The organism is Shimia sp. SK013, assembly GCF_001292625.1.
GTDB lineage: Bacteria > Pseudomonadota > Alphaproteobacteria > Rhodobacterales > Rhodobacteraceae > Shimia.
The window spans coordinates 20,902-46,334 of record NZ_LAJH01000011.1 but is presented as its reverse complement, the minus strand read 5'-3'; the positions used below and the strand labels follow the sequence as shown (position 1 = coordinate 46,334).

Genomic DNA, 25,433 nt, shown 5'->3' with positions numbered 1-25,433 from the left:
AACGTCGGTTTGAAACCACAAATGACCTTTCGGTCCCGTGACACACGCGGAACCCAAGTCACACTTCCGTCGATCCCTGCGCGGATGTATACGCATCCCCGGCTGTCAACGTATTGCTTGCCTTTATAGCTCCCCGGCGGAAATTCAGCCGGAGAATCCATTGGCGAAAAGGACTGTGCGTGAACCACGCCTAAGCCCAAAGATGCCACGATCACATTGACCGCGATGACTCTGGTCAGTTTCATTTTGCCCCCACAAGATGTAGGGGCAACATTGCCGGAAATATCTAGACGAGTAAACTGCTGATATCGTTAAATTTGCTTCACTGGGTGCCAAACATCCGATCGCCTGCGTCTCCCAAACCGGGTAGGATATAACCTTTCTCGTTCAGACGTTCATCCAGCGATGCTGTAACAATCGGCACATCCGGGTGCGCCTCTTTCATTCGCGCAACCCCTTCAGGCGCCGCAAGCAAACACAAGAAACGGATATTTTTGGCACCTTCCTTTTTGAGAAGGTCTATCGCCGCTGCCGAAGAGTTGCCGGTGGCCAACATTGGATCGACCGCAATCACCAACCGTTCATCAAGCTCACCAGGCGCTTTGAAGTAATACTGTACTGGCTCCAAAGTCTCCTCGTCGCGGTAAAGGCCGACAAATCCAACCCGCGCTGACGGCACCAGCTCCAGCATGCCGTCCAGCAAGCCATTTCCCGCCCGTAAGATTGACACCAGAGCCAACTTACGACCCGCAAGCGTCGGCGCGTCCATTTCCACCATTGGCGTTGTGATGCGCTTGGTCGTCATCGGCAATTCACGTGTCACTTCGTACGCCAAAAGCTGGCTGATTTCGCGCAGCAAGCGGCGAAATTCACCGGTCGACGTGGCCACGTCACGCATAATCGTCAGCTTGTGCTGCACCAGCGGGTGATCAACAACGGTCAGATGGTTCATCAGGCTCTCTCCAGTCTCTTGGCTACTGTTTTCTTTGTCTCGCCGTCGCAGAACGCCGCGTCAAGAGCGGTGACATTCAATGCGCGAAAGTCTTCTTCGGTCCAGCCGAAAGCTTTGGCAAGCTCTTCGTATTCCCGTCGCATCGTGGTGTGGAAAAACGGCGGATCGTCGGTACTGACTGTGACCTTCACGCCCAGGTCTCGCAATTTTTGAATTGGGTGGCTGGCGAAATCTGGAAACAGTCCGAGAACGACGTTTGATCCCGGACAAACCTCTAGAGTGATCTCGCGCTCAACCAGCTCTTTGATCAATTCGGGATCTTCAATTGCACGCACGCCGTGACCGATACGTTCCACATTCAAATCCCGAATCGCATCCCAAACGCTTTCGGGCCCACCGAACTCCCCAGCATGAGTTGTCAGCTGCAAACCGGCCTCTTTGGCCTGCGCAAAAGCGTAACCGAAATCACCCTGCGTGAACTGTCCCTCGTCACCACCCATCCCAAAGCCGGTTACGAAACCTCCCGCGGTCTCCGCTGCGCACAGCGACGAGGCTTTGGATTTCTCGGCACCGAAATGGCGCACCGCCGTGACCACACCACGCAAGGTGATGCCGTGTTTGACTTCGGCTGCTTCCGCCGCTTCCTGAATAGCTGCAAGATACTCCCGCCACGCGCCGACATCCCCGCCACCGCAGAAGTCCGGACTCAGAAAGCTCTCGGAGTAGACCACGCCATTGGCGGCGCTTGCCTCAAGAATTGCGGTGGTCAGCCGTGCAAAATCTTCCGGCCCGGTCAAAACCGAACTGGCCGCCTCATAGACGCTCAAAAAATGCACGAAATTCTCAAACGCATAACCTCCGTCGGCAGTAAACACTTTGCTCAGGTCGACTTTTTTCTCATGAGCCAATTGCTTGATGAACTCCGGAGGTGCAGCGCCTTCATGGTGCAGGTGCAATTCGATTTTAGGCAGATCAGCTACGCTCACAAAAAAGTCCTTCCGCGCGGTGGGGTCACCCCCAGATGTGTGGCAATCGTGGCAGCGACATCAATGAAATCGACGATCCCCACCTCCTTGGTTCCGGCTCCGGCACAAAGCACAGGCACGCGTTCGCGCGTGTGATCCGTGCCTGACCAACTTGGGTCATTGCCGTGATCCGCAGTTAGGATCAAGAGGTCACCCTCCCGCATTTTGTCCATAAATGTTCCGATCTCTGCATCAAACCATTCCAAGGCGCATGCATAGCCCGAGATGTCGCGCCGATGACCATACAGGCTGTCAAACTCAACAAAATTCGCAAATGTCAGGCTGCCGTCCTCGGCTTTATGCGCCCATTTTTGCAAATCCTGCATTAGCGTCACGTCCTCGCCTTTGGAACAGTCGTCGATGCCCGCCATGGAGAAAATGTCGCCGATTTTGCCAACCCCATGCACGCTACCGCCTGCGTCCTGCACCCAATTGGTCAAAACCGGTTCCGGCGGTGCAATCGCATAGTCCCTGCGATTTGTGGTTCGTGAGAACCCCGCGTCTCTATCACCCACAAAAGGGCGCGCGATCACGCGGCCGATTTTCATGGCATGGAGAGTTGGCGCCAGATCGCGGCACAGTTTTAGCAACCGATCCAGGCCGAAATGCTCTTCGTGCGCGGCAATCTGAAACACGCTGTCAGCCGATGTATAGCAAATCGGGAACCCGGTTCGCAGATGCGCTTCCGCAAGATCTTCGATGATAACTGTGCCGGACGCACGGCAATTCCCAAGGATACCCTCCGTTCCTGCCAACGCACAGACCTTGGCCACTAGCGCTTCGGGAAAGCAGGGCGTTGTCTTAGAAAAATAGCCCCAATCCCACGGCACCGGCACACCGGCCAACTCCCAATGGCCCGACGGCGTATCCTTGCCCAGACTGTGTTCTGTCGCTGCGCCCCAGGCGCCGGACGGAGTCGCGTCCAATCCTGGTACATTGGCGCCACTCGAAAGGCGCGTCGCTGCACCAAGCCCCAGCGCGTCGAGGTTTGGCACCTTCAAAGGACCTGACCGTCCTTCCTCGGCTGTGCCCGCGGCGCAAGCTTGCGCAATATGCGCCAGCGTATTTGATCCGGTGTCGGGCACAACGCCGTTGTAAAACCGTCCAGCGTCCGGCGCGCCACCGCATCCAACGGAATCCATCACCACCAAAAACGCTCTCGCCATCACCGGCTCCTCTCATGCACAAGCGGCGGGAGTTCGGGCATTTCATCCGAAATCGTGATTGCTGAAAACACCGCCGCCTGCGCGGCTTCCGCCTTGTCCTCACGGCTGGCGTGCAATCGCAACAGCGTATCCCCAAGCTCAACCCGATCCCCCAATCGCGCAACTTCGGAAAACCCGACTGCGGGGTCAATCACGTCACTTTCCACTTGGCGGCCGCCGCCCAGGCCAACAACGGCCAAGCCAAGCGCTTCACCATCAATCGCGCTGACATACCCTGCGCGAAGCGCTTTCACAGGTCGGATCACAGACGCCTCGGGCAGGAACCTCTGCCACTCTTCGACAAATTTGACCGGTCCGCCCTGAGCGGCCACCATCTTTCCAAAGGCGTCCGCAGCGCGGCCACTGGCCAGCACCTCGACCATCTTTGCTACGCCTGCCTCGACGTCCTCCGCAAGCCCCGTATTGGCCAACAACACGCCACCCAACGACACGCTCAGCTCGGCTATTGCACCGCCAGCACCTCCGGTTAAAACTTCCATACTGGCGGCGACCTCAAGCGAATTGCCCAGTGCCGGCGCTAGCGGCTGGTTCATATCCGAGATAACTGCACTTGTTGGACACCCCGCAAGATTTGCGGTGCTCACCAACGACTCTGCCAGAGCCTCTGCCTCTTTGTGAGTTTTCATGAAAGCACCGGAGCCGACCTTCACGTCTAACACAAGGCCATGTAATCCAGCGGCCAGCTTCTTGGACAATATCGAGGCTGTGATCAGGTCGAGGCTTTCTACCGTGCCGGTCACATCTCGGATCGCATAAAGCCGTTTGTCCGCTGGTGCGATATCGGCGGTCGCGCTGACTATTGATGCACCACACTCACGCACCACTTGCGAAAACCGCGCTTCGTCCAATCCGGTTTGATATCCCGGAATGGCCTCCAATTTGTCCAGCGTTCCTCCGGTGTGGCCCAGCCCACGCCCCGAAATCATCGGAACGTAAGCCCCGCAAGCCGCCAATGCAGGTGCCAACACCAAACTCACACAATCACCGACGCCACCTGTGGAATGCTTATCCAGCACTGGACCCGGCACATCCCATGCCAAAGTGTCTCCACTGTCGCGCATCGCCAATGTCAGAGCCACACGACCCTCTTCACTCAACCCGCGCAAACACACGCCCATAGCAAACGCCCCCGCTTGCGCGTCGCTCACGGTGCCGTCGGAAAGCCCACGGGCAAACCAAGCCAACTCCTCGCCGCTGGGGGCTTCGCCACGCCTTAACTCCGCAATAATTGCTCGCGCATCCATCAAGCGTCTCCTGCTTTAATCGCGGTCTTTGTGGTCGGCATCCATGTGATCTGCACCAAATGCCCCAGGCAACAATTCAGCCATGGTCATATGCACACGTACACCGTCTAGATTGGCGAGTGTCACGACAGCATCACCGCCGGAAAACTCCGCCAACTTTTGACGACAGCCACCGCAAGGGCTTACAGGCTCCTTGCTGTCTGCCACGACAAAAACTTCAACCAGTCGGGTTTCGCCTGCGGCGACCATCGCAGCGATTGCCCCTGCTTCGGCACAAGTGCCTTCGGGGTAGGCAATGTTTTCTACGTTGCAACCTGAATAAACCACGCCACTGACAGACCGCACGGCCGCGCCAACTTTAAAGCTGGAATATGGCGCATAAGCATGCTCGCGCACAGCAAACGCCGTCTTGTCCAATTGAATATCTGCACTCATTGATTGGTCTCTTTCGTCTTGAAAGCACCGGGAAGCGTGACTTCGAGCAACTCGATGTCTACGCTCGGCTCGGCGTATAAGGTTTTCATTCCAGGCGGGATTACAAAGGCATCTCCGGTTTCCAAGGCAAAGGGATCGCGGCCCTCCCCCTGCAAAACCATCGTGCCCTTCATCACAAAGGTAAAGTGAATATCCGCATCATGACGCGCCCATTGTGGCTCACCAGCTCCTCGCCGGATCACCTGAACACCGGCGACCGCCATGGTGTTGGCAGCAATCGTGGTGTCTCGGCAAACGAACCCCGACAAGCGGAAGTCCTTCCACTCGGCATTCTCTGCCAAATTGTGTACAAACCGCTGCCCGCCCCATTCCCGGTTTGGCCTGTCATGCGGCGTCGGCAGGGTCATCTCATGATCGACCTCGGTTACATGATCCGCCGGCACGCCAATTTCAATCACTTGTAGATCGTCACTCGCCTCACAAACCATATGTCGAATTTCCGGTGGCTGGATAAAACAGTCGCCTTCATGCAGACGTCGCATTCCGCCCTGATCTTCATAAAGCACATCAACCCAGCCGTTCACGCAAAAGATCAGTTGAAACCCCACTTTGTGGAAATGCACCATATCTGGCACCGGACCACCGTCAGGGATGCGAATGTGGCTGGCTATCATCGCGCCGCCCAACCTGTCCGGCACCAGATCGCGATAGTGCATACCTGCCCGACCGATAACCCAAGGGGCCTGATCTGCAAGCCTCCGAACCACAAACGAATGTTGCACCTTCGGTAAGACCAAAGGCGGATTCAATTCGTCGATTTCCACTTTGGTGCCGTTGGGCGCAACCAACGTCCGAGCGCCATCCGCAAACCCGTCCGGGTCATCGGTTAGAACCCGGATCATTCCCGGCGCTTCCACCGCCCCCTTTTCGATACGCAGCCGCAATCCATGGCCCGAAAACACCGCCACAGTTGGGTCGTCCGCCGGATAAATCATATCCATCCGCATTTTCAACGTTTTGGTGTAGAAAGGGATATCGTCCCGCAACTCATATGTTGGGAGTCGCACCTCAGCCCGTATGTCCAAAATCACCACTCCCTCGAGTCTTTCAATCAATAATAAACCAAACGGTCAAATACTCAATACACTGCCGCCGCGTCAGGATTGCCCATTTCCACCGTTACAAAACTAGTTTAAGGCTCAACTATCTCTGAAATCCCTGATCCGAGGTATCTCGAATGTCCGACAACCGCACCCAGTCACTCCGCGATGCGGCCCTGTTCTACCACGCAAAACCCAAGCCGGGTAAGCTTGAAATTCGTGCCACCAAACCATTGGCAAACGGGCGCGACCTTTCACGCGCCTATTCACCCGGCGTGGCTGAAGCTTGCCTGGAGATCAAAGACGACCCAGCCAATGCTGCACTTTACACCGCTCGACAGAACCTGGTTGCTGTTGTTTCCAACGGAACCGCGGTATTGGGACTAGGCAACATCGGCGCACTGGCCTCAAAGCCTGTGATGGAAGGTAAAGCGGTTCTGTTCAAAAAATTCGCCAACATCGACTGTTTTGACATTGAACTAGACGAAAAAGATCCGGAAAAGCTGGCGGACATTGTTTGCGCAATGGGACCTACTTTTGGCGCGATCAATCTCGAAGACATAAAGGCGCCAGACTGCTTTATTGTCGAAAAGCTCTGCCGAGAACGCATGAACATCCCCGTTTTTCATGACGACCAACACGGCACTGCCATCGTGGTCGGCGCAGCCGCCACCAACGCGTTACAAGTTGCCGGCAAAAAATTCGAGGACATTAAAATCGTCTCGACAGGTGGCGGCGCTGCAGGCATCGCGTGCCTCAACATGCTGCTGAAACTCGGCGTGAAGCGCGAAAACGTCTGGCTCTGTGACATTCACGGTTTGGTCTACGAGGGCCGCACCGAAGATATGACCCCGCAAAAAGTCGAGTTTGCCCAAAAAACCAATTTGCGAACGCTCGATGACGTTATGGATGGAGCAGACATGTTTCTTGGCCTTTCCGGCCCAGGCGTTCTCAAGCCCGAGCACGTAGCCCGGATGACCCCGCGCCCGATTGTCTTTGCGCTTGCGAACCCCACGCCAGAAATCATGCCCGACGCCGCCCGCAAGGTCGCCCCCGACGCGATCATCGCCACCGGCCGCTCCGACTTCCCCAATCAGGTCAACAACGTCCTGTGCTTCCCTTTCATCTTCCGCGGCGCATTGGATGTCGGTGCAACCGAGATCAACGACGAAATGTGCGTGGCCTGCGTCGACGGCATCGCCGAATTGGCCCGTGCGACCACATCCGCTGAAGCCGCTGCTGCCTACAAGGGCGAGCAGCTCACTTTTGGCGCAGATTACCTGATTCCGAAACCGTTTGATCCACGTCTTGTGGGTGTGGTTTCCGCCGCAGTTGCCAGCGCGGCTATGAAGTCCGGAGTGGCAAAACGCCCGATCGAAGACCTCGAGGCTTACACGCACAAACTCAATCAATCCGTTTTCAAGTCAGCGTTGTTAATGCGCCCCGTGTTTGAAGCCGCCAGAAACGCCGCGCGCCGCATTGTATTTGCCGAAGGCGAAGACGAACGTGTGCTGCGCGCCGCCCAGGCCATTCTAGAAGAAACCACAGAAACGCCAATCTTGATTGGCCGCCCCGAGGTGATCGAGTCACGCTGCGAGCGTGCTGGCCTCACAATTCGCCCAGGGACTGATTTTCAGATTGTTAATCCGGAGAACGACCCGCGCTATTTTGATTACTGGAACAGTTATCACGAGCTAATGGAACGCGAAGGGGTCACCCCTGATCTGGCCAAAGCCATCATGCGAACAAACACCACGGCGATTGGCGCCATTATGGTGCACCGTGAAGAAGCGGACAGCATGATCTGCGGTACCTTCGGCGAATACCGCTGGCATTTGAATTATGTGCAACAAATGCTGGGGAACGCGCAGCGCGCACCCGATGGCGCTCTGTCACTCATGATTCTCGAAGACGGTCCGCTTTTTATCGCCGATACACAGGTGCACGAATTGCCGAGTCCCGAACACATTGCCCGTATCGCCGAAGGCGCTGCTCGCCATGTGCGTCGTTTTGGTCTTGAGCCCAACATTGCGCTTTGCTCACAAAGCCAGTTCGGCAATCACCGTGAGGGGTCCGGCAAACGTTTACGAGAGGCTCTGGCGATCCTCGACAGCCGACCACGTGATTTTGCCTATGAAGGCGAAATGAACGTCGATACGGCCTTGGATGCAGGCCTGCGTGCCCGGATATTCCCCCGCACCCGCCTCGAAGGCGCCGCCAATGTGTTGATTTTCGCTCACGCTGACGCCGCCTCTGCAGTACGGAATATCCTGAAGATGCGTGCCGATGCGCTGGAGGTGGGTCCGATCTTGATGGGCATGGGCAACAAAGCGCACATCGTCAGCCAATCCATCACCGCTCGCGGCTTACTCAACATGGCCGCCATCGCTGGCACGCCTGTTACACACTACGGTTAAAATGTAAAACGCTCCCCTGGTTTTCCGGGAGGGCGTACACTTTCACAACTACAAACTTGTCAGTGTTCCGTAGACTACGCTTCTTCCATCTTTAAGTCTTCGCGCAGCTTTTTGTCTTTGCTTGGTCGCCAGATGAACTGATCCAAAACATAGTGGTGCATCTGAAAACCGAGTGTCAGCATCACGTAAAACGCTATCCAAGTGGTGCCTCCAATTTGCAGCTGGTCGCCCCAGACCGGTCCTGGAGAGCAAACATTGATACGCCCGATTAAACATCCCAGCCCCCAAACCGGCACCGAGATCGTCGCAATCGCAAAGCCAAGGTAAATCCAAAAATTTCGCGACAGCTTGGCCGCGATGCCGTATGTTTTCTCTGCCTTCTGCGGATTACCGCCATAGCGGTTCTCGTTATAAAACCAGACAATCGCCAGATACTGACAGTCGTGATAAATCGTCACAATCATAGTGAACACCAAAAGACCAGTGAACAGCAGATGGTCCGAATAGCACATATACAGATGCAGCGGCAGCACAGCTGCCAAAAATGCCAGCTTGGGCAGGGCAATTTTTTCGCCGCGTATCACGCGTTGAACTTGCCTCGCCGCAAACACACCTAGCAATACCACAACGATCACAATCGTTGCCAATACCACCCAAAGCTCCCACTGCAATGCAGCGACATAGTCGATCCAACCCTGCCCCACTTCACGCTCTGGAAAGGTCAGGCGCCCTTCTAACCCGACCCGCCGCCGCGCGCCGCCATGACGGGCCAAGAACGCCACAAATGGCACCAGCAAGCACCCATAAAGTACCCAACTGTCGATCCGCGCATCCTTGGTGCCCGTCTCGCCGTTCACCCGATGATACAGGCGCAGAATACCATAGTGCTGGCGTGTCACGTGCCAATACGCCCATAGGCTGACCATTATCATGAAGCCATACCATGGCGTTTTCCAGAATGGTGCGCCCAGCCCCTGCAGTCCATATGACAAGATGAGGGCCGCGGGACCGATCAGAAACACCCCCAGCGAAAGGATCAACAGCCGTGGCATCTGTTTGCGGGCTTCACGGTCCAGATAGGTCCGACTGTAGGTGGCAAAGAAATGCGGTGTGTCCAACACGATCACCCAGATCAGCCAGACCAATATCATATTCCAGCCCATGACCAGGTACATGCCAAACACAGCCCAGCCCGCCAAGACCGAACCAATCAAAAATATCAGATCCCGCCGCGCACTGAACACCCAGTTCATTTTGAAAAACCTGCCCAGCCCGGTGCCGTGGGTTGTTTGTAAATTGATGTCTGTCATAACCTTCCTCGAATTGCCTGAACAATGACGCGCGCGCCTCGAACCTGTCAACAGCGCGCCCCAGAATTCCACGTTGATTCGAATTGGCAAGACGGCCAAGTTTGCAACTTTGCAAATACCCTCCCGACTATTTGCGCCCAACCCCACTCATCGCAAGTTTGCAAAACTTTGCAGTGCACTATCGCAAACTCTGCAAATTTCCTGCGATAATCTGACACGGGGCTGCGCGCGCCCCTTGCCGCCACGGCATCCGCTCCCCTATGCCTAGAGCAAGGAAGAGGAGGACCCCCATGTCATACAAAGACGTCTACCAGAGTTGGGAAAACGATCACGAAGGCTTTTGGCTTGAGGCCGCAAGCTACATCGATTGGGACAAAGCCCCAAGCAAGGCCCTGACTGACAAGGGCAACGGCCTGTATGAATGGTTCTCTGACAGCATGAGCAACACCTGTTACAACGCCGTGGATCGCCACGTCGAGGCAGGCCGCGGCGATCAAACCGCCATCATATATGACAGTCCGATCACCGGCAAAAAGCGCAATGTTTCTTTTGCGGAGTTGCGCGATCAAGTGGCCTCACTCGCAGGGGGCCTCGCAGCTAAAGGTGTAACCAAGGGCGATCGGGTGATCATTTATATGCCCATGGTTCCAGAGGCCCTGGTGGCGATGCTGGCCTGCGCCCGGCTTGGTGCAATTCATTCGGTGGTGTTTGGCGGTTTCGCCTCTAACGAATTGGCTGTTCGGATCGATGACGCCACACCCAAAGCGATCATCGCTGCCTCCTGCGGGTTGGAGCCAGGTCGTGTCGTGCACTACAAGCCCCTCGTAGATGGCGCAATTGAACTCGCCGATCACAAACCAGACCTCTGTGTGATTCTCCAGCGCGACGAGGAGCACGCTGAACTGAATCAAAGCCGCGATGTCGATTGGCATGAATTCCAGAAAGACACTCCGGAAGCCGACTGTGTCTCGGTTCCAGGCAATCATCCGCTCTACATCCTCTATACCTCTGGTACGACCGGTGCACCCAAGGGTGTGATCCGGGCCTCCGCGGGCCATATGGTGGCGCTCTATTGGACGATGGAGAAGATCTACAACGTCAAACCCGGCGATGTGTTCTGGGCCGCTTCGGATGTCGGTTGGGTCGTGGGCCACAGCTACATCTGTTACGGTCCGCTGCTGCATGGCAACACCACCATCGTGTTCGAAGGCAAACCTGTGGGCACACCGGACGCTGGCTCCTTCTGGCGTGTGATCGAAGAACACAAAGTACGCAGCTTCTTCACTGCCCCCACTGCGATCCGAGCTGTAAAACGCGAAGACCCGACAGGTAAACTGATCAAGGACTACGACATGTCCAACCTTGGCGCTCTATTTCTCGCCGGCGAGCGCGCCGACCCAGACACCATTCAATGGGCGTTTGACCATCTGAAAGTGCCCGTGGTGGACCATTGGTGGCAGACGGAAACCGGGTTCGCCATTGCCGCGAACCCGCTGGGCGTCGAAGAGATTCCCGTCAAGATAGGCAGCCCCTCCAAACCTATGCCGGGCTATGACGTTCAAATCCTTGACGAAGGCGGCAACCAAATGGGTCCAAACGAACTTGGCGCCATTGCCATAAAACTTCCCCTGCCCCCCGGAACGCTTCCAGGCCTTTGGAATGCCGAGGCACGCTTTCGAAAAAGCTACCTCACGACCTTTCCGGGCTACTACGAAACCGGCGATGCTGGCATGATCGACGAAGATGGGTATCTCTACATAATGGCGCGCACAGACGACGTCATCAACGTCGCTGGTCATCGCCTTTCCACGGGCGGAATGGAAGAAGTCCTTGCAGGCCACCCGGACGTGGCAGAATGCGCTGTGATTGGTGTGGCGGATCAACTAAAAGGCCAGATGCCCGTTGGGTTCCTTTGCCTGAACGTCGGCGCAGACCGCGACCACCGCGAAGTCGTGTCAGAAGTGGTGAAACTGGTGCGCGAAAAAATCGGCCCAGTCGCCGCCTTTAAAATAGCGGTTGTCGTTGACCGCCTGCCCAAAACACGCTCCGGCAAAATCCTGCGTGGTACAATGGTAAACATCGCGGACGGCACCCCTTGGAAAATGCCCGCAACCATTGACGATCCCGCCATTCTGGACGAAATCACAGAGGCGTTGAAAAGCATCGGCTATGCAGCCGCCTAATGCGGCCGTGCCCGCATCTACCATACCTATGGGCGGCAACTTTACGCCGCCCATTGTTCCGCTCCCGGAGTCCAAAATCGCGGCCGGTGGGTAAACTTCGTACTACAGAGGCGGACAAAGCGCTCCGATGACGCAAATGCAGATCAGCCACTAAACTTAGAACGTCTAAGACAAGAAGTGTGTCTTGATAGGCCAAGTGGTACCGGTTGAACAAATTAGTCGTCAGTCTCAGTGACCCTTGGACCAAGAGTTAATCCGCCTTCGGCGTCCACGGGTGGATACGATCAGGTCAGCTGCTTGTGTTAGTTTCTTGTTTTACTCAGACTGAACCGCAACCTCATCTATCCCCTCTAACGTACGCGCACTGGCACCGCGATGCTCGCCTACAAAGCTGGAAAGCTTTGCTGGACTGACGTTTTCCTCTGAAAGGAGAGCGGACATCATATCTTCAGGATTCGCAAAACTACGCGCCACGCCCGCTGCTTCGGCCTCCACAAATGGAAACTCAATGGGCCATGTATGAGGTCCGACCAAAACCGGCTTTCCCACCGCCAGTGGTTCAATGATATTGTGGGCACCGCGCTCATTGAATCCGCCCCCTACGATGACTTTGTCGGCCAACGAAAGATAGAAATACATTTCGCCAAGGCTGTCGCCCAAAAACACATCGACATTTGATGCCCACGAGGTCGGCAGGCGGCTCAGGTTTTCTGTACCTACAGAGAAGGCTTCAGAGCGGCGGCAAACCTTTAGTCCTGCGCGCTCCAGGCTGTCCCCGACGCTTCTAAACCTTTCCGGTGCGCGCGGCACATAAACGACGAGCGGCAGAGCCAGACCCTGCGTCTTTGCCTTCTTCCTCAGGCTTAGGATCATTTCGCGATAAAGGTCTTCCTCGTCAGCCACACCGCTGGCGATTGTGAAGATTTGGCGTTCTGGCGCCTGAAGCGCATGCCGTAACGAAGAAGCCGCCTCGGTAAGGTCGCTTGGTATCGGCTGATCAAATCGCAGCTCCCCGGTTACCACCACGTTTCGTAAACCGATGGCTTCAAAACGATCCTTTTGGACGCCAGATTTCACAAATGCCCCCGTGCAACGGGCAATAATCTTCCGTCGGACACGAAGACCTCGGTCGTCGCGCGCCATTGGTTGGCTCCCGTATTGGGCGTTACACAGGTAGAGCGGGACCTTGGCCTTGCGCATTGTTTCGATCATCGCCGGCCAGACTTCGACCTCCAATGGGAGGCAAATACGTGGACGGCATGCCTTTATGAGCCGGCGATGACACCAGCTCATGTCGAATGGCACCCAAATCACGGCAAGCTGACCTGCCTCAATTTCCGCGGCAAACTGTTTTTCTGCTTCTCGCCTTCCGGCCGGAGTGAAATTTGACACTAAAACCGTATCGCCTCTCTCAAGCACCGCTTGAATTAGGGCGATGCCGGAACGCACCTCGCCGAGGCTCACGGCGTGCACCCAGATTGGGTTCTGCGGCAGCACGTTTTTATAAAACCCGAAACGTTCAGCAATGTTTAGCCTGTAAATCGAGTCTTTGCGTCCCCGGACATAGAGGTAGAGCAAAATCAAAGGCAGCAAGGCAGCCCAAAGAAATCTGTAAAACAGCATAAAAATCTTCAGTATCATGACGTTGGGCCTATCAGAGAAAGAAGTTTGTCAGCAAGTGGAACAAGGGCCGCACGTGCCTCAGAAACAAGGTGAGCCGCATTCGAGGTCTCTTTCCCGTATTGAGCGGAATCACAGATTGTCATCTCTACATATTTTGCAATCCGCTCAGCCGTATACTGATTTTCGGGAACCAATCGCGTGACACCTGCTTTGGCCAGCTCTTGATAATCTGTGGCAAAGTTTTGCGTAGCGGGGCCATGAAGAACTGAGAGCCCAAAACAAGCAGGCTCCCAGGGATTGTGGCCGCCCAGACCACCGAAGGAAGCACCAACAAAGGCAACGTCCGCCAATTGATACCAAAGCCCAAGTTCACCAAAGCTATCGGCCAGAAAAACTGCCGTTTCTGGCTCAGGATATTCACACTTGCTGCGCTGAACGCAACTCAAACCATTTGCCATGGCTGTTTCACGTATCGACGCGCCGCGGTCAGGCACGCGAGGGACAAGAACAAGCAACGGCGCATTGTCTTCCTTCGCCAACAGCGCTTGCGCTGCAAGCACCTTTTCTTCATCTGCCAAATGCGTTGAGGCAGCCACCCAAACTTTGCGCAATCCAATTTTGCCTCGAAACCGAGCCAATTCGCCGTCATCCACGCGAAGCGGTTCCGCGGCGGGCTTAAGCGACATTGAAACTTGCGGTGTGCGCGCACCTAACTGACGCAAGTACTGGGCAGTATCGTTATCTTGCGCCGTGACAACCGCGAATTCAGGAAGAAGCGCCCGATATATGCCCTTCATTTTTCGCCGTTTTGCGTAACTTTTAGCGTTTATTCGCGCGTTGATGTAGGCCAATGGAATGCCTCTCCGCGAAGTGTCGTAAATCGCGCCAGGCCAAAAATCCTGTTCGGACCAGATCGAAAGGGCAGGCCTCCAGTGATCCAGAAACCGACGTACAAATTTTGGCCCGTCCAACGGCAGAAATTGATGCACCGCATTGGGTGGCAAGTTGTCACCAATCACTTTTGCTGAGGAACGCGCTGTAGACGTTATGACAAAATGCATATCGGGCGCCCGTCGGTGAAATTCGTTCAGCAAAGGACGCAACGCGAGGACCTCGCCCAACCCGACAGCATGAACCCAAATAACGGTTCCCTCCGGACGAGCCATTTTTGTCTCGCCGAGCTTTTCCCCGCTTCGAACGGCGTCATCCTTGCCCTTATCTACCCGGCGACGAACGATAAAACGCATCAACGGTTGCAGTAAGGGTCTCAGGAGCAGGTATGCACCAAGCTGTGCTCCAATTTTCATGCCTCGCTGCATCAAAGCGTCTCGCAATTGGCAACGATCAACCGCCAACTGTTGATGTTTAAGGCATTCTTTTGTGGATCATATGCTCCCAGATTCCAGTTTCCTGGCTGGGTATCGCCGTCGCACTCTACCAAATTATCTGCGGTGCGAGAACGGCTGTGGCCTCGAACAAGGTGCGGAATGAAATTCTTTGCTTTCAGGTCGTTAACTCGGTTGGGGGTCAGTTGCGGTACCCGCCGCGTCGCACCGTCGCTCAAACTTATTTCACAATAATTGGTGGCCTGCGTTTTGATCGGGTTTTGTAGCGAGGGCTGTCGCATAGTCTACTATTGTCCCTGCTTCTTGAGAAAAGTCGATCTTGGCCATTCAAAACCTACACCACTTTTAGAGCGAGGGCGGTTGAATTCATAGGGCAGTCTTTAGCTTTGCACGACCGTGCAATTCCACTTGATCAACCCCAGTTAAGGAGTTCGGCTTGAATTTCCGGAACCACTCGGCGCTCTTGCCCATTGAGGCCCGATCGACCCAATTACGAAAATTTCAGTCTTCCTAAACTTGGATTAAGTCGGTTTCTCTAGGCCAGAAAAGGGGACCGATATCGCTACTTCGAGTTCATATCGGTAACCCGCAACTACAGGAGCCAAACACTTTCTGGGGCAAATTTGGGGTTCGAGAACCGGACACGTTTTGGTGCTTGGCAAAGCGGCTATGTGGACTCGGAACGCATTTCCCGCGCAAAAGAATGAGCCTCGAAAGACTACATGGAACGACCCGAGCTTTTTGACAGCCAAGTCTTGCCCGTTCAATTGAATTTGCAATTCTCAAGCGCCCCCCCAAAAAACAATCCACGTTTCCGCGCGTAAACTTTGCTGTTAACTTGGTTTGGTTCTGCTTATCTAGAAATTATGAGCAGCCTACGGTTGACGAAAACGAGCGAAGGGCGCGCAGCCGCATGAAAGAACCAAAAATCAAGAATATGGAAGAATTCGCCGCTGTGAGCGGCATCTCTCGTCCAACGCTCTCCAAATATTTCAACAACCCTTCAAGTGTTCGGCGGTCAACAAGATCTCGCATAGAAGGCGCACTCGAGAAATTTGACTACCAGCCAAATTTCTATGCAATGAACCAAAACCGCCGGTTAACTAAAAACATCGGCATCGTCATCCCATATATGGCCGACCCGTTTTTTGCAGAAATCGCACGGAACGTTGAAAATCTTGTTCTGGAGGCTGGATATCGCCCAATTTTGCTTGGTTCGCATGGTGATCCATATCAGGAAATTGAGAACCTTGAAAACCTGCGGGTAATCAAACCTGCCGGGGTTCTGCTGGCTCCCTTGGGTCGCGTGTCCGATCCGGAACGCCTGAGCGCTTTTTGCGCGGACGTGCCAACTGTGCTGTTTGACGCCAATATCGAAACCGTGGGAGAAGCCTTTGTCGGGTCTGACAACAATCAGAGTGTTGGCATTATGGTGGACTACCTTTGTGAGACCGGTGAGCCGCCCGCGTTTTTCGAAATGAAATCGCCCTCTAACCCGAACGCGCTAAAACGACGAAGTGCCTATGTGCATGCAATGAACACTCTTGGCCATGTGCCGCATTTGATTCAGGTGCCTGGCGAGGGATGGGATTTCGAGGAAATTGGTTTTCAGAATGGTACGCGCGCAATTTCGGAGCGAAATCTGCCTTCTGACACCATTCTCTGCAGCAACGACCGTTTAGCCATTGGGTTTCTGTCCGCAGCTTTTCAGCTTGGGTTGCGGGTTGGATCGGGGCCGGGAAACGCTTTGCGAGTTGCCGGTCATGATGACCATCCTTTCTCGCGTTATACGTGCCCAACTCTGACCACTGTGTCCCAAAATTATGAGGCGATTGCACGTAAAAGTGCTCAAACACTTTTTGAGATGATTGAGTCGGATGCGCGCCCAATCCGTCGCGTGGAAACCTTGCTTGAAGGCAAACTGATCCGAAGAGAGTCCGCTTAGCATTTGATTTAATGAAGTAAAATTAATAAAGTTTACGCGCGTTAAATTTCGATTGACGCAGCGAGAGATTCGGCAGTAGCTTTTTAGGGCAACATCCAACCATTGGGAGGAAACGGATGTCCTTGAAGAACACAATTCGGGCGGCGACCGCTCTCTCGCTGATTTCAGCGGGTGGCGCCTACGCTGACAGCCTGACGATTGCGATCGTCAACAACGGTCACATGATCAACATGCAAAAAGTTGCTGAAGCCTACACCGCAGAAACCGGTGTGGAGCTTGAGTGGGTTTCTCTGGAAGAAGGCGTACTGCGCGAGCAGGTCACGTCAGATACAGCCACCGGCGGCGGGCAATACGACATCATCAACATCGGCATGCAGGAAGCCCCAATTTGGGGTGCCGCGGGTTGGATCGAGCCACTGAATTTTGGTGCTGATTACGACCTCGACGACATGCTGCCGGCGATGCGCAACGGCCTGTCTCACGAAGGCACACTATATGCCGCTCCATTTTACGGCGAAAGCTCGATGGTTATGTATCGCAAAGACCTGACAGATGCCGCTGGTGTGTCCATTGCGGACAACGACAGCTGGGATAACGTGAAAGCGGCGGCGGCGGCCATTCACAACCCTGATACCGGTGTGTACGGTGCCTGTTTGCGCGGCAAGCCAGGCTGGGGTGACAACATGGCGTTTATCACCACTGTTGTTAACTCCTTCGGCGGCGCGTGGTTTGATGCGGATTACAAACCCACTATCGACAGCGACGAGTGGAAGGCTGCGATCAATTTCTACGTAGATTTGCTGGGCAACTACGGTCCTCCCGGCTCTGAGGGCAACTCGTTCAACGAAATCCTTGCGCTCTATAACGAAGGCAAATGCGGCATGTGGATTGACGCCACAATCGCGGCGTCCTTCCTCGAAGTTGACGGCGTGGCATATGCACAATCGCCGAATGCGGGTAACCCAGTGGGTGCAAACTGGCTCTGGGCTTGGGCGATGGCTGTGCCTGCCGGCTCACCTAACTCTGAGGCGGCACATGCGTTCGTCGAGTGGGCAACGTCCAAAGCTTACATCAAAGCTGTGGCCGACCACCCTGACTTTGGATGGGGCTCGGTTCCAACCGGCACACGCGCTTCAACTTACGCCTATCCTGAGTTCCAAGCGGTTGCCGGATTTGCAGCAGCTGAGATGGCAGCAATTGAATCTGCGGCACCCGCTGCAACAGATTTGAAACCATATGTTGGTGTTCAGTTTGCAGCGATCCCAGAGTTCCCAGAAGTGGGTTCGGCTGTGGCACAGGAAATGGCGGCAGCTCTGTCTGGCGCCAAGTCGGTGGATGACGCGCTTGCCGCATCCCAAGCTGCAGCTGATGCGATCATGCGCGAAGCTGGCTACTACTGATCACTCCCCGCCGGGGCCTGTTGCGATGGGCCTCGGCAACCCAATTCGTCGCTTGTTTTGCGTGTCCAAACTAGCGACAATTAAATCCGATCTTTTGCACCTTTAACTTTACGAGCAAAGCGACGGCTTCGTTTTGCTGGGAGGACTGCCTCATGTCTACGAGAACTCTTCCAAGGCTCTTGCAATCGCCTGCGGTCTTGCTGCTTTTGGTGTGGATGTTGGTCCCACTTGGGATGACCCTTTATTTTTCTTTTATCCGCTACGTATTGAATAGTTTGCGCCGTCCTGAATGGACAAAGCCAAGCCTGAGTAACTGGCGGGGCTTTGGCAACTATGAGTTCGTAATGAACTCCAAGGACTTTTGGTTCGCCATTCAAAACAGCCTGTTCATTGTCTGTAGCATTTTATTTGCGACCGTCATTCTAGGCATTCTGATCGCCATCTTGATCAACAAAGCGTTTCCCGGTCAGGGTATCGTTCGAGTGCTTTTGATCTCTCCGTTTTTCGTTATGCCGGCGGTAAATGCGGTGTTGTGGATCAATATGATCCTTGATCCGGTGTTGGGCCTGAATGGATTGGCCGTCGCTGGCATCAACGACCTTATAGCAAACTTACAGAACGCACCGCTTGTAGGGGGCTTCTTTTCACTCTGGCCGGAATTTGAACCGATTTCCTTCCGTGCCACGCAAACTTCGGCTTATGCGGTAATTATGATGGTCACGTGGCAATGGACACCCTTTGCGGTTTTGATATTCATGACTTCGCTGCAATCAGAAGACCAACAGCAGAAAGAGGCCGCCGTGCTTGATGGCGCTGGAGTTTGGTCGCAATTCCGTTTTTTGACACTACCGCATCTCGGTCGTCCGATCGCGATTGTGGTGATGATCCAAGCGATTTTCCACCTGTCACTTTACGCTGAAATCGAGATCGTAAGCCGCGGCAACGGCAACAAAAATTTGCCCTACCTAATTGGTGAGTTCGCCAACAACAACATTGGCGCCGCCAGCGCCACCGGCATCTTTGCCGTCATTCTCGCCAACATCGTCGCGATCTTCTTGCTGCGCATGGTTGGCAAGACGTTGATGGAATAGAGGAGAAAATCATGGCAATTGTTGCACCTCCTTCGAAATATGGAAAAGTCGGGCGCCCCGTCTTGGCTTGGGCTGTCGGGTTGTTGTTCTTCTTCCCGATCTTCTGGATGATTTTGACCAGCTTCAAAACCGATGCAGACGCGGTGAAGCCAGAATTTCTGTTTGTTTTCAAACCAACACTGGAAAACTATCTGAATATGACCGAGAACTACGACTACTGGCGCTTTGCCAAGAACTCGGTCATCACGGCAGTCGCGGCCACGCTTTTCACACTCTTTATTGGCATCCCCTGCGCCTATGCAATGGCCTTCAATCCCAGCCGCGCCACCAAGGACGTGTTGATGTGGATGCTGTCGACTAAGATGTTGCCAGCCGCCGCTGTGCTTTATCCGATGACGTTTCTCACCAAATCACTCGGCCTGTTTGACACCCATTTTCTGGTGATCCTCGTCCTCAGCCTGATCAACCTGCCAATCGTGGTTTGGATGTTGTTCACCTACTTTAAGGAAATCCCCAAGGACATCATCGAGGCAGGGCAGATGGACGGGGTCAACACGTGGGGTGAATTCAAGGAAATTCTGGTGCCGCTGGCTTGGGGAGGCATCGTGTCCACCGCGCTGTTGTGCTTCATCTTCTGCTGGAACGAAGCCTATTGGACTGTCCGGCTCACCACCACCGATGCGGCGACGCTCTCCAAGCTTATTGAAGGCAACCGCGCGCCTGAAGGATTGTTCTTCGGCCGATTGTCTGCGGTTTCGGCCGCAGCTGTGGGTCCGATTATCATCCTCGGGTGGTTCTGTCAGAAACAATTGGTCCAGGGCTTGACCTTTGGCGCTGTGAAATAAGGAAAGATCATGGGACGCATTGTGCTTGATAAAGTGAGTAAGAAGTTTGGTGATGTCGAAGTCATCCCGCCTCTGGATCTGACAATTGAAGACGGAGAGTTTGCGGTTTTTGTCGGCCCGTCTGGGTGCGGAAAATCCACATTACTGCGCCTGATTGCCGGGCTGGAAGAAGTCACTTCTGGCGACGTGATCATTGACGAAGAAGTGGCCACACAGGTGCCGCCGTCAAAGCGGGGGCTGGCAATGGTGTTCCAATCCTATGCGCTTTATCCGCATATGTCAGTGCGCAAAAACATCGCCTTTCCGTTGCGTATGGCCAAAGTCGACGCCGCAGAACAAGAACGTCGGATTGATGCTGCTGCAAAGGCATTGAACCTGACGGATTACCTTGATCGCCGCCCCGGTCAGCTTTCAGGTGGGCAGCGTCAACGGGTGGCCATCGGACGCGCAATTGTGCGGGATCCCTCTGCGTTTTTGTTTGACGAGCCCCTCTCTAACCTCGACGCCGCGCTACGGGTCGGCATGCGTCTTGAAATCAGCGAGATGCATGAGCGACTCCAAACTACAATGATCTATGTGACCCATGACCAAATCGAGGCCATGACCATGGCCGATAAAATCGTGGTACTTCAGGCCGGAGTGATCGAACAAGTTGGAAGCCCTCTCGAGCTGTACAATACGCCCTGCAACCGATTTGTGGCGGGCTTTATCGGCTCGCCCACTATGAACTTTTTGGAAGGCGACGAAGCTGCGAAGCTCGGCGCACATTCTATCGGGGTACGTCCGGAACACGTCGCAATTTCGACAACCGACGGCGCATGGAAAGCCACGGTTGGCGTGGCCGAACATTTGGGTTCAGACACTTTCTTGTACGTGCATCCAACAGATGGCGGCGAGGCGATGACCGTACGCGTGGATGGCGAATTCTCCGCCCGCCATGGGGACACGGTTTATCTCACGCCAAAGGCAGAAAAAATCCATCGCTTTGATGCAGTCGGGCTGCGGATCACATGACGGCTATAAGACGCGACGCCCAAAACTCTAAGGCGCCGGACAGCCATGGTTGATTCTCCGCAGGACCCGAGTGCGGAGCACCTACCCGTTGTGCTCTCGAATGCCGCATTGGGTTCGCTGCCTGCAAGCGTAGCGCGGCCAAATTATGATCGTTCGGAGCTTTCGCCGGGTATTGTGCACGTGGGTGTGGGCAACTTTCACCGCGCCCATCAAGCATGGTATTTGCATCGTTTGATGCAACAAGGGTTGGCTATGGACTGGGCCATTATCGGGGCCGGCGTGCGCCCACAAGACTCTCTAATGCGCGAGCGTTTGTTGGCGCAGGACTGCCTGACGACACTGATCGAACTGGATCCGCAAGGCATCTCCGCCGAAGTGATTGGATCTATGATCGACTTTCTACCGATCGAAGATGGCAATGGTGCGCTTATTGCCATGATGGCAGATCCGCGTATCCGCATTGTCGCGCTCACTGTGACTGAGGGGGGCTATTTTGTTGACCCGGCCACCGGAGAATTTGACATTGATCATGCCGACATACGCCATGATACGCGCCAACCAACCGCTCCTCGGACAGTCTTTGGCGCCATGGTCGCGGCTCTAAAACTTCGAAGAGACACCGGATTGGAGCCGTTCGCGGTACAAAGCTGCGACAATATTCAAGGCAACGGCACACTTTCCCGCAAAGCGGTGACCAAGCTGGCCAGCCTTTCAGACCCTGAGCTCGCAAAGTGGATCGAAACTCGCGGCGCATTCCCTAACTCGATGGTGGATTGCATTGTACCAGCGACCGGCCCAAAAGAGATTGCTCTCGCCGAAAAGGTCGGCATCATCGATGCCGCACCCGTGACCCATGAAAACTATCGCCAATGGGTCATAGAAGATGACTTTTGCGCCGGGCGACCGGACTGGGACAAAGTTGGCGCGACCCTGACGGACGACGTGCACGATTTTGAAGCTATGAAGATCCGCATCCTGAATGCTGGACATCAGGTATTGGCCAACGTAGGTGAGCTTTTGTCGGTCCAAACCATAGCAGATTGCATGGACCATCCGGTGATTTTTGCGTTTTTTAACAAGGTCCAGCACAGCGAGATCGCACCGTATGTTTCACCGGTGCCAGACATTCTTCCAAAGGACTATGTCGCTAGCATTGCTATTCGTTTTTCCAACCGGCAAGTGCACGATACAACCCGGCGCGTGGCCTTCGACGGATCGTCACGGCACACGGGTTTTGTTTTACCAATCCTACGCGACGCATTAGCTGCTGGAGGCCCCATCGACGGGCTTAGTTTGGTTGAGGCTTTGTGGGCCCGTATGTGTTGGGGAACCCGTGAAGACGGATCTAAAATTGCTCCCAACGATCCCTTTTGGACGCAGCTGACCGCGGCTGCCACAACGGCGCGCGACGCTCCTCGAACCTGGCTACTGCAAAGTCACATCTATGGTGATCTGGCTGACTACCCGCGCTTTTCTAGCGCTTTTGAATTCTGGTTCACTCTGATCTGCGACGCCGGAAGCGAGGCAGCAATTACGGCCTACTTAGACGGCTCGTACAGCCCAAATTGATTGGCATGAAAGAAACTGCTCCATTGGTGAGCGCTTTGCGGGCAAAACGCTTGCGCAAATGCCCGAGGAAACTGCCGCCCTGCGTGAAACTTTGATAAGCCCACCCCGAGAGCACATTTCAGCTAGGTTCTGCGCTCTCCAAGGCAACCTGCGTGCAGGAGATCACCGCTTCGCACTGATGGGCCAAACAGCGGCGATGGTCGTTTTAAAAGCACAGGCAACATCGTCTGGGTTGGAAGCAAAGGACGCGCTGCAATTCAAACCACTGCAACTGTCCCTTCCCTTTCAAGCTCTTGGTTTCTGCCTGTGTTTGACGGCTTCTGAATTATGTGCGGGTTTGGGCAGGCGTTGTCGTGGCGAATTGGGTCGACCCCGTCGAGCGAAACAGTCATGCACCGCATCAAACGCATGTCCACTGGATGTTCACACCACAATCCAAAGCCGAAGATTTGAAGAGCCGCGTCGTGGACACCAAGTCTTCTTCAGTCGAAAGTCGCCTGAATGTTGGCCGCGGTTTCGCGCAAGGCCCGCTCGATTATGCCGCATTGCGCATCATAACGCGACGAGGGAACTGGCACCGAAATGGCATGTAAATCACCAGCCCAGTCTTCAAAGGCAAAGCCGATTGCAGACACGCCTCCTGAATGCTCGTCCAAATCATAGGCAAGGCCTTCGTGCGCGACTTTCTCCAGATCAAGTAAGTAAGCCTCGATGTCGCCAGTTATGCCATTTCGGCTCCATTCATTTTGAATGAGCGGAATTGCCTCCTCTCGCGGAAGGCGCGCCAAACACGCTTTGCCATTTGCCGTGGTGGTCAAAGGAAAAACCTCACCGACCTGCGAAACTGTAGTCAAACGATGCGTCCCGGGAACCTGGTCCAAGAACACCATACCAATGCCGCGCATGACAGCGAGGTCAGCGGTTTCACCGGTCTTGTGCGTCAATTCGGTCAGCAACAGGCGGCAATGCTCGACAATGTTGTAAGGGGCAGCGCCCGCGAGCGACGAAAATTCGGGGCCTAAAATCAATCCACGTCCCTGGGGCGCGGCGATGACAAGGTTTTCTTTGGCCAAAGCGCTTGTGATTCTCTGTACCGTAGAGCGGGGCAAGCCAACGCGTTCTGCGATTTGGCCAAGGCTCATTCCTGTTTGAGCATCCTTCAGGATTCGCAGGACTGCTGCGGCACGGGCAATGACCTGAATTCCAGATCTAGAGTTTTTGTCTTCTGTATCAGCCACTTAAATTCTCGATTGCTAGAAAGTGTACGCGCCTCTTACTTCGTCACGCCACACACTACTGTACCGCAATGCGGGTCATGTCAACCGTATTGTGATTTACATGTTGACCGCGATACGGTGCATATGCATCACTATGCGAGACAGGTGGGAGGAGCCACCCTGACATTTTGCAATCGAAAACGCCGCTGGTCGGCGAACAGAGGAGATGTGCCCAATGGTAGAAGTTCGCGGCATTGAGTTTCAGGGAAACACTGACAACGACATGGGGCTGGAGTTTTATAACCTCAGCCACCGCTATGGGTTCCAGTGCCCGAACTGGCCCTATTTCAAAGATGTTCAGATTGACCGAAAGCACTACATGGCCAAGTCCGGTGTTCTGAGCCAAACAATCACCACCACAATGCACGTGACCACGCATATCGACGCGCCGGCCCACGTTGTCCCCGGCACACCGTTCATTGACGAAGTGCCGCTGCCGCATTTCTTTGGGTCCGGTTTGGTTGTGTCGATCCCCAAAAAGAAGTGGGAGAAGATCACGGGCGACGACCTTGAGAAAGCGTGCGGTCACGCGATCCGACCGGGTGATGTGTTGATCATCAACACCGGTTGGCACAAGCAATATGAGGACGGCGACTATTTTGCCTATTGCCCCGGCCTCGTGTCCTCTGCCGCTGAATGGATGATCGAAAAGGGTGTCAAAGTTGTTGGACACGATACACAGGCCAATGACCACCCCTTGGCGACTGCAATCGGTCCACAACGCAACGGCCCGATTTTGCCGCATCTTGAGCAAGAATATCTCGAATGGTCCGGCGGCGTTCCTTGGGACGTTGATTTCCCCGAGTGGGAACCTGTTCACAACCTTCTGTTCTCCAAAGGAATTCTCGGCATCGAGAATGTCGGCGGCGATCTGGATGCGGTCACCGGAAAACGCTGTACCTTCGCGTTCTTCCCTTGGAACTGGGATCGCGGCGACGGCTGCATCATTCGCCTCGTGGCGATGATGGACAAAGGCCAAGGCTACCGCATCGAACCCGGCGAAGGCTTCTAAGCAACACCACTCCCAACTGGCCGCTGCCTAGGCGGCGGCCTTTTTCGAAGGAATGCGCAGATGCACGTAAAACGCTTTCAGGATGCACAGCCTTATGAGGCCCCCAACCATTTCGGCTGTCATGGGTTGCGGCTGCAAGGGTTTGAAGAAGGTGGCCCCACCAACCAATGGGTCGGGTTGAGCCAGTTTTTGCCCGGCGGCGGGGCTGGTCCGGACTCCACGCCTTTCGAGAAGGTCTATGTCGTTTTGGATGGCGAGATGACCGTGATCATAGATGGCGTCGAAACCACGCTCTGCAAACACGACAGCTGCACCATTCCGCCCGGCGAGATCCGCAAAATCGAAAACCGACGCAATGACACCTGCACCATGCTCGTTGTGATCCCCTATCCGCCAGAAACCAAGCAAGAGGCATAAGC

Annotated in this window: 20 protein-coding genes; 10 read left to right on the top strand and 10 right to left on the bottom strand. The window is 54.8% G+C overall.

Annotated elements, in window-relative coordinates; genetic code table 11:
* Positions 1-322 precede the first annotated feature (322 nt).
* Genes upp through SHIM_RS08440 form a run of 6 tightly spaced genes read right to left on the bottom strand, consistent with a single transcriptional unit; the run spans position 323 to position 5,970 of the window.
* The gene (gene upp, locus SHIM_RS08465; RefSeq protein ID WP_054002221.1) at positions 323-955 is read right to left on the bottom strand and encodes a uracil phosphoribosyltransferase; all 633 of its coding nucleotides are present in this window, start codon (positions 953-955) and stop codon (positions 323-325) included.
* Positions 952-1,938, bottom strand: a complete 987-nt coding sequence (locus SHIM_RS08460) for an adenosine deaminase (protein WP_054002220.1) — start codon at positions 1,936-1,938, stop codon at positions 952-954. Before SHIM_RS08460 ends, upp begins: the two co-directional genes overlap by 4 nt.
* The gene (locus SHIM_RS08455; RefSeq protein WP_054002219.1) at positions 1,935-3,143 is read right to left on the bottom strand and encodes a phosphopentomutase; all 1,209 of its coding nucleotides are present in this window, start codon (positions 3,141-3,143) and stop codon (positions 1,935-1,937) included. Before SHIM_RS08455 ends, SHIM_RS08460 begins: the two co-directional genes overlap by 4 nt.
* Entirely contained in the window at positions 3,143-4,447 is a 1,305-nt protein-coding gene (locus tag SHIM_RS08450; RefSeq protein ID WP_193749890.1) for a thymidine phosphorylase, read from the bottom strand. The genes SHIM_RS08455 and SHIM_RS08450 overlap by 1 nt, the downstream gene beginning before the upstream one ends.
* Positions 4,448-4,462: 15 nt before the next feature.
* On the bottom strand, positions 4,463-4,882 hold the full coding sequence (locus SHIM_RS08445; RefSeq protein ID WP_054002217.1) for a cytidine deaminase: 420 nt from the start codon (positions 4,880-4,882) through the stop codon (positions 4,463-4,465).
* A complete protein-coding gene (locus SHIM_RS08440; RefSeq protein WP_054002455.1) occupies positions 4,879-5,970 on the bottom strand; it encodes a cupin domain-containing protein in 1,092 nt (363 codons plus the stop codon). Before SHIM_RS08440 ends, SHIM_RS08445 begins: the two co-directional genes overlap by 4 nt.
* Positions 5,971-6,119: 149 nt before the next feature.
* Here SHIM_RS08440 and SHIM_RS08435 point away from each other — a divergent pair, with 149 nt between their 5' ends.
* Positions 6,120-8,399: an NADP-dependent malic enzyme gene (locus tag SHIM_RS08435; RefSeq protein WP_054002216.1), complete on the top strand. Its 2,280-nt coding sequence runs from the start codon at positions 6,120-6,122 to the stop codon at positions 8,397-8,399.
* Positions 8,400-8,473: 74 nt separating this feature from the next.
* On the opposite strand, the gene SHIM_RS08430 is transcribed toward SHIM_RS08435, so the two are convergent.
* The gene (locus SHIM_RS08430) at positions 8,474-9,709 is read right to left on the bottom strand and encodes a hypothetical protein (protein WP_054002215.1); all 1,236 of its coding nucleotides are present in this window, start codon (positions 9,707-9,709) and stop codon (positions 8,474-8,476) included.
* Positions 9,710-9,999: 290 nt separating this feature from the next.
* On the opposite strand from SHIM_RS08430, the gene SHIM_RS08425 reads away from it, so the two are divergent.
* Positions 10,000-11,892: a propionyl-CoA synthetase gene (locus SHIM_RS08425; RefSeq protein ID WP_054002214.1), complete on the top strand. Its 1,893-nt coding sequence runs from the start codon at positions 10,000-10,002 to the stop codon at positions 11,890-11,892.
* 315 nt (positions 11,893-12,207) lie between these two features.
* On the opposite strand, the gene SHIM_RS08420 is transcribed toward SHIM_RS08425, so the two are convergent.
* Positions 12,208-13,533 carry a 3-deoxy-D-manno-octulosonic acid transferase gene (locus tag SHIM_RS08420; RefSeq protein ID WP_054002213.1) on the bottom strand — a complete coding sequence of 442 codons (1,326 nt, stop codon included), beginning with the start codon at positions 13,531-13,533 and terminating at the stop codon, positions 12,208-12,210.
* Positions 13,530-14,822, bottom strand: a complete 1,293-nt coding sequence (locus tag SHIM_RS08415; protein ID WP_193749889.1) for a 3-deoxy-D-manno-octulosonic acid transferase — start codon at positions 14,820-14,822, stop codon at positions 13,530-13,532. Before SHIM_RS08415 ends, SHIM_RS08420 begins: the two co-directional genes overlap by 4 nt.
* 952 nt (positions 14,823-15,774) lie before the next feature.
* Here SHIM_RS08415 and SHIM_RS08405 point away from each other — a divergent pair.
* The 6 genes from SHIM_RS08405 (at position 15,775) to SHIM_RS08380 (ending at position 22,725) form a co-directional block, all read left to right on the top strand.
* Entirely contained in the window at positions 15,775-16,806 is a 1,032-nt protein-coding gene (locus tag SHIM_RS08405; protein WP_054002210.1) for a LacI family DNA-binding transcriptional regulator, read from the top strand.
* Between the two features lie 116 nt (positions 16,807-16,922).
* On the top strand, positions 16,923-18,206 hold the full coding sequence (locus SHIM_RS08400; protein WP_054002209.1) for an ABC transporter substrate-binding protein: 1,284 nt from the start codon (positions 16,923-16,925) through the stop codon (positions 18,204-18,206).
* A 344-nt stretch (positions 18,207-18,550) separates the two neighbouring features.
* Positions 18,551-19,297, top strand: coding sequence for a carbohydrate ABC transporter permease (locus SHIM_RS08395; protein WP_446740602.1), 747 nt, complete (start codon positions 18,551-18,553; stop codon positions 19,295-19,297).
* Between the two features lie 11 nt (positions 19,298-19,308).
* Positions 19,309-20,142 carry a carbohydrate ABC transporter permease gene (locus tag SHIM_RS08390; RefSeq protein WP_054002207.1) on the top strand — a complete coding sequence of 278 codons (834 nt, stop codon included), beginning with the start codon at positions 19,309-19,311 and terminating at the stop codon, positions 20,140-20,142.
* Between the two features lie 9 nt (positions 20,143-20,151).
* Positions 20,152-21,156 carry an ABC transporter ATP-binding protein gene (locus tag SHIM_RS08385; RefSeq protein ID WP_054002206.1) on the top strand — a complete coding sequence of 335 codons (1,005 nt, stop codon included), beginning with the start codon at positions 20,152-20,154 and terminating at the stop codon, positions 21,154-21,156.
* 45 nt (positions 21,157-21,201) lie between these two features.
* Positions 21,202-22,725 carry a mannitol dehydrogenase family protein gene (locus tag SHIM_RS08380; RefSeq protein ID WP_054002205.1) on the top strand — a complete coding sequence of 508 codons (1,524 nt, stop codon included), beginning with the start codon at positions 21,202-21,204 and terminating at the stop codon, positions 22,723-22,725.
* A 482-nt stretch (positions 22,726-23,207) separates the two neighbouring features.
* On the opposite strand, the gene SHIM_RS08375 is transcribed toward SHIM_RS08380, so the two are convergent.
* The gene (locus SHIM_RS08375; protein WP_054002204.1) at positions 23,208-23,963 is read right to left on the bottom strand and encodes an IclR family transcriptional regulator; all 756 of its coding nucleotides are present in this window, start codon (positions 23,961-23,963) and stop codon (positions 23,208-23,210) included.
* A 214-nt stretch (positions 23,964-24,177) separates the two neighbouring features.
* Here SHIM_RS08375 and SHIM_RS08370 point away from each other — a divergent pair, with 214 nt between their 5' ends.
* Both SHIM_RS08370 and SHIM_RS08365 read left to right on the top strand, forming a co-directional pair.
* A complete protein-coding gene (locus SHIM_RS08370) occupies positions 24,178-25,014 on the top strand; it encodes a cyclase family protein (protein ID WP_206541359.1) in 837 nt (278 codons plus the stop codon).
* 60 nt (positions 25,015-25,074) lie between these two features.
* Positions 25,075-25,431 (top strand): cupin domain-containing protein, encoded by a 357-nt coding sequence (locus SHIM_RS08365; protein WP_054002202.1) that lies wholly within the window; start codon positions 25,075-25,077, stop codon positions 25,429-25,431.
* The last annotated feature ends 2 nt before the right edge of the window (positions 25,432-25,433 follow it).

Coding starts and splice junctions, on each gene's coding strand:
- SHIM_RS08455 (WP_054002219.1), bottom strand. CDS start 3,143: ATGGCGAGAGCGTTTTTGGTGGTGATGGATTCCGTTGGATGCGGTGGC.
- SHIM_RS08450 (WP_193749890.1), bottom strand. CDS start 4,447: ATGGATGCGCGAGCAATTATTGCGGAGTTAAGGCGTGGCGAAGCCCCC.
- SHIM_RS08445 (WP_054002217.1), bottom strand. CDS start 4,882: ATGAGTGCAGATATTCAATTGGACAAGACGGCGTTTGCTGTGCGCGAG.
- SHIM_RS08435 (WP_054002216.1), top strand. CDS start 6,120: ATGTCCGACAACCGCACCCAGTCACTCCGCGATGCGGCCCTGTTCTAC.
- SHIM_RS08430 (WP_054002215.1), bottom strand. CDS start 9,709: ATGACAGACATCAATTTACAAACAACCCACGGCACCGGGCTGGGCAGG.
- SHIM_RS08425 (WP_054002214.1), top strand. CDS start 10,000: ATGTCATACAAAGACGTCTACCAGAGTTGGGAAAACGATCACGAAGGC.
- SHIM_RS08420 (WP_054002213.1), bottom strand. CDS start 13,533: ATGATACTGAAGATTTTTATGCTGTTTTACAGATTTCTTTGGGCTGCC.
- SHIM_RS08415 (WP_193749889.1), bottom strand. CDS start 14,822: ATGAAAATTGGAGCACAGCTTGGTGCATACCTGCTCCTGAGACCCTTA.
- SHIM_RS08405 (WP_054002210.1), top strand. CDS start 15,775: ATGAAAGAACCAAAAATCAAGAATATGGAAGAATTCGCCGCTGTGAGC.
- SHIM_RS08400 (WP_054002209.1), top strand. CDS start 16,923: ATGTCCTTGAAGAACACAATTCGGGCGGCGACCGCTCTCTCGCTGATT.
- SHIM_RS08395 (WP_446740602.1), top strand. CDS start 18,551: ATGAACTCCAAGGACTTTTGGTTCGCCATTCAAAACAGCCTGTTCATT.
- SHIM_RS08390 (WP_054002207.1), top strand. CDS start 19,309: ATGGCAATTGTTGCACCTCCTTCGAAATATGGAAAAGTCGGGCGCCCC.
- SHIM_RS08385 (WP_054002206.1), top strand. CDS start 20,152: ATGGGACGCATTGTGCTTGATAAAGTGAGTAAGAAGTTTGGTGATGTC.
- SHIM_RS08380 (WP_054002205.1), top strand. CDS start 21,202: ATGGTTGATTCTCCGCAGGACCCGAGTGCGGAGCACCTACCCGTTGTG.
- SHIM_RS08370 (WP_206541359.1), top strand. CDS start 24,178: ATGGTAGAAGTTCGCGGCATTGAGTTTCAGGGAAACACTGACAACGAC.
- SHIM_RS08365 (WP_054002202.1), top strand. CDS start 25,075: ATGCACGTAAAACGCTTTCAGGATGCACAGCCTTATGAGGCCCCCAAC.